The sequence below is a fragment of the Steroidobacter sp. genome (assembly GCF_016790065.1).
Taxonomy (GTDB): Bacteria; Pseudomonadota; Gammaproteobacteria; order Steroidobacterales; family Steroidobacteraceae; genus Steroidobacter.
The window spans coordinates 1-4,242 of record NZ_JAEUPY010000633.1; the positions used below are offsets into that span (position 1 = coordinate 1).

At 60.3% G+C, this 4,242-nt stretch carries 2 protein-coding genes; both read right to left on the bottom strand.

Annotation, left to right across the window (positions count from 1 at the left end; all coding sequences use genetic code 11):
- Window positions 1–25: 25 nt before the first annotated feature.
- Window positions 26–2,167 (bottom strand): glycoside hydrolase family 3 N-terminal domain-containing protein, encoded by a 2,142-nt coding sequence (locus JNL55_RS26135; RefSeq protein WP_415923169.1) that lies wholly within the window; start codon window positions 2,165–2,167, stop codon window positions 26–28.
- A gap of 191 nt (window positions 2,168–2,358) precedes the next feature.
- Window positions 2,359–4,242: xanthine dehydrogenase family protein molybdopterin-binding subunit (locus JNL55_RS26140; protein WP_293861366.1), on the bottom strand; the 1,884-nt coding region annotated here is incomplete at its 5' end.

The window sequence follows — 4,242 nt, forward strand, 5'->3', positions numbered from 1 at the left end:
TACAGAAACGGCCGGTGCCGTGAGTTCAGGCGCCTTTCAGCTCGAACCTTGTGCTGACACCTGTGGTGGCGGATGGCGAAATCCACACATCGAACTCGCCCGGCTCGGCAACGAACTTCATAGCCGCGTTGTAGAACGCGAGATCGGTACGCGTCAGCGTGAACTGCACTTCAGCTGATGTGCCGGGCGCGATGCGAACCTTTCTAAAGCCTTTCAGCTCGCGAATCGGGCGCGTCAGGCTGGCGGTGCGGTCGCGGATATAGAGTTGCGCAACCTCCTCCGCTTCACGCTCACCGATGTTCGTGATCTTCGCCGTGACCGTGAGTACCTCGTTCCATCCCAGTGAGTCCGTGCTCACGATCGGCGGCTCGTAATCGAAGCGCGAGTAGGTCAGGCCGTGACCGAAGGAATAAAGCGCTTCGTTAGACACTTCTCGATAACGCGCCTTGTACGCCGGCCCTTGATCGCCTTGCGGGCGACCCGTGGTTCGGCGGTTATAGAAATACGGCTGCTGGCCTGAATCCTGCGGAAAGCTCACCGGCAAGCGCCCGCTCGGGCTGTAGTCGCCGAATAGCACATCGGCGATGGCACTGCCCGTCTCGGTGCCGAGGAACCATGTCGTTACGATTGCCTGTGCTTCGCGTACAGCGCCTTCGAGAGCTAGCGCACGACCGTTCCTCAACAGCACCACTATGGGCTTGCCGACTTTCGCTACCGCCTCAGCCAATTGTTGTTGAGGCGCGGGCACATCGATTCTGGTTCGCGAGTTGCCCTCGCCCGACATGTTCTGCCCCTCACCAATCGCGAGCACGACCACATCGGCGGCGCTGGCGGCAGCGACGGCCGCATCGATACCGCCTTCGAGCGGCTTCTCGATCAAAGATCCTTGCGTGACGGTCAGCAGCGATGGATCCGTCAGCGCGGCGCGCAGCCCTTGCTCGACGCTGACCACATGATTGAAGTTCGCGAACGGCGCCCACGGTCCAGCGAGATTCAAGGTGTCGGGGCCGAACGGCCCGATCAACGCGATCTTCTGTCCCGACTTGCGTAACGGCAACAGCTCGCCTTCGTTTTTCATCAACACGATGGACGCACGTGCACTCTCTCTTGCGATAGCGCGCAGCTGCGGCGTCATCGTGTTGCGCTTTTCGACTTTGGGATTCAGTGATCGATAAGGGTTGTCGAACAAGCCGAGCACGTACTTGGTTCGTAATACTCGGCGCACCGACTCGTCGACCACGGCCATCGCGAGGTCGCCGCTCTTCACCAACTCGGGCAGGTAGAGGTTGTAGAGATCGCTCTGCATGCTGATGTCCACGCCAGCGAGAATGGCCAACTTGGTTGCCTCGCGGTCATCGTTAGCGACGCCGTGCGCGATCAACTCTTTGTCGGCCGTGTAATCGGACACCACCATGCCGCGGAACCGCCATTCCTCGCGCAGCAACTCCGTCATCAATTTGCGATTGGCGGACATGGGCACGCCGTTCACGTCATTGAACGAGCTCATCGTGGACAGCGCGCCTGCCTCAAACGCTGCTTTGAACGGCGCCAAATACACTTCGTGCAGCGTCTGCTCGGACATCTCCACCGAGTTGTAATCCATGCCGCCCGACGCCGCGCCATACGCGACGAAATGTTTCGGACAGGCGAGCATGCTGTCCTCGTCAGTCAGATTCTTGCCTTGAAAGCCGCGCACGCGTGCGACAGCCAACGCTGTGCCGAGGTAAGGGTCTTCGCCCGACCCTTCGGCGACCCGCCCCCAACGCTGATCGCGACCGATATCGACCATGGGCGCGAACGTCCAGTGCAAGCCATTCGCTGTCGATTCGATAGCCGCCGCCCGCGCGGTACGTTCGGCCAATTGGGGATCGAAGCTGGCTGCTTCTCCCAGCGGAATAGGAAAGATGGTGTACAGGCCATGCAATACGTCAGCACCGAAGATCAATGGAATCTTCAGCCGAGATTCTTCGACAGCGATCTTTTGAATGGCTCGCGCGCCGGCCGCGCCGAGACCGTTGAACACACCGATCAAGCGTCCCTCACGCACTCGCTGCGCAAGGTTGGTGTCCACCGGCGGGCCCGCCTCCGGATTGATTTGGGTCTTGGGCACGAGCCGTGTCATGTCGGAAAAAATGCTGAGTTGCCCAGCCTTTTCCTGGAGCGTCATCTTAGCGATCAGCGCTTCGATGTGAGCTTCGGCGCGTGCACCGAGCGAGCTTGCAGGATTGGCCCGCTGCGCCAAGGCGAGCAGCGCGAGTGAGGATGTACCGAGGACAAAATGCCGACGAGTGAGCGAGATCATCCCAGCATTCTGCCACGGCCGCTGAGATCAGCGGCCGTGCAATTCCTGCCGAGAATTTATGCCAGGGTCACACCATTCGCCGACAGTGGCAGTGAGCGCACGGGCTTGCCGTCGATTTGCACCAGCGCATTTGCCAGCGCCGGAGCGATCACTGGCGTGCCTGGCTCGCCCACGCCAGTGGGTTTGGCCTTTGACGGCACGATGTGAGTTTCGACCGCGGGCATTTCGTTGATGCGTAACACCGGGTAGTCGTCGAAGTTGCTTTGTTCGACGCGGCCTTCCTTGAACGTCACCGCGCCAGTCAACGCCGCTGACAAGCCGTACCCGATGCCTGATTCCATCTGCATGGCGATGATGTTGGGATTGACGGCGATACCGCAGTCCACCGCGCACACCACACTGACCAACTTCGGCCCGTTCGCGGTCTTCTTCACCTTGGCCACTTGACCGACCACGGTGTTGAACGACTCGTGTAACGCCAGTCCGTAGATCTCATCGGCGGCACGCGGCTTTTTCCAACCGGCTTTCTCAGCCACCAGATCGAGCACGGCCAGGTGACGCGGATGCTTGTCCAGCAACGAGCGTCGCAGAGCATAGGGATCTTGCTTGGTCGCGCGCGCCACGTCGTCGAGGAAACATTCGGTCGCGAACGCAGTGTGCGTCGAGCCGACCGAACGCCACCACAACACCGGCACCTGCGGCTTGGTGGTATGCAACTCCACTCGGAAGTTCGGAATGCTGTACGGCAGATTCTGCGCGCCCTCGACCGATGTGAAATCGATCTTGTCCTTGGAAGCGAAAAAGGTGCCGGCGGTGATCGACTGACCGACGATGCGATGCTGCCAGGCAATCAGCTTGCCTTGCGCATCCAAGCCCGCCTTCATCCAATGCACATACATCGGGCGGTAGTACCCGGCGCGCGTGTCTTCCTCGCGCGTCCACACCATTTTGAGCGGATCGGTGAGACCTGCGGCCTTTGCGATAGCTACAGCTTCAACCACGTAGTCCGACAGCGGATTGGCGCGACGGCCGAAGCTGCCGCCGGCATACAGCTGATTGATCTTTACGTCGCTGGGCGCGATACCGAGCATCTTGGACACAGCCATTTGATCGGCAGTCTGGAACTGCTCGCCGTTCCAAATCTCACACGAACCCTGGCCGAGCTTCACCACACAATTCATGGGCTCCATGGTGGCGTGCGCCAGATACGGAAACTCATAGGTCGCTTCGAGGGTCTTGGCGGCGCTGGCGAAGGCTTTCTCGACATCGCCTTCATTCTTGGCGACATCGCCCGGCTTCTTAGTGAGTTCGCGGTACTCCGCCAACAACTCATCAGAGCTTTGTTTGAACGCGCCCGACTCGTCCCATTCGATGCTCAGTGCGTCACGGCCTTGTTTCGCGGCCCAGAAGTTCGTAGCCACGACCGCCACGCCAGAGCGTGCAGCAGTCTCGAAAGCGACCACTGACTTCACACCCTTGATGGCTTTGGCCTTGCTCGCGTCGAAGCTCTTCACCTTGCCGCCAAAGCGTGGCGGATGAGCGACCACGGCGGTGAGCATGCCAGGCAACTTCAAATCCTGAGTGTAGGTCGCGATGCCGGTCGACTTGGCTTTGCTGTCGACACGCGGTGCGCTCTTACCGATGCGGTTGTAAGTCGACGGATCCTTCGGCTTCACATCGGTGGGTACCGGCAACTGCGAGGCATCGGCCACCAGCTCACCGAAACGCGCCGACTTGCCGGACTTGTGTTGAAGCACGCCGTTGGCAATCGTGATTTCGTTGGCCGGCACCTTCCAGCGATTCGCAGCGGCCGTAACCAGCATGGCTCGCGCGGTCGCCCCGGCTTGTTTCAACTGATCGTACGAATTGGCGATGGCGGTGCTGCCACCAGTGCCTTGAAACGGCCCGAAGGCCAGATTGTTGTAGAGCTTGGCATCGGC

Coding starts and splice junctions, on each gene's coding strand:
- JNL55_RS26135 (WP_415923169.1), bottom strand. CDS start 2,167: ATGACGCTCCAGGAAAAGGCTGGGCAACTCAGCATTTTTTCCGACATG.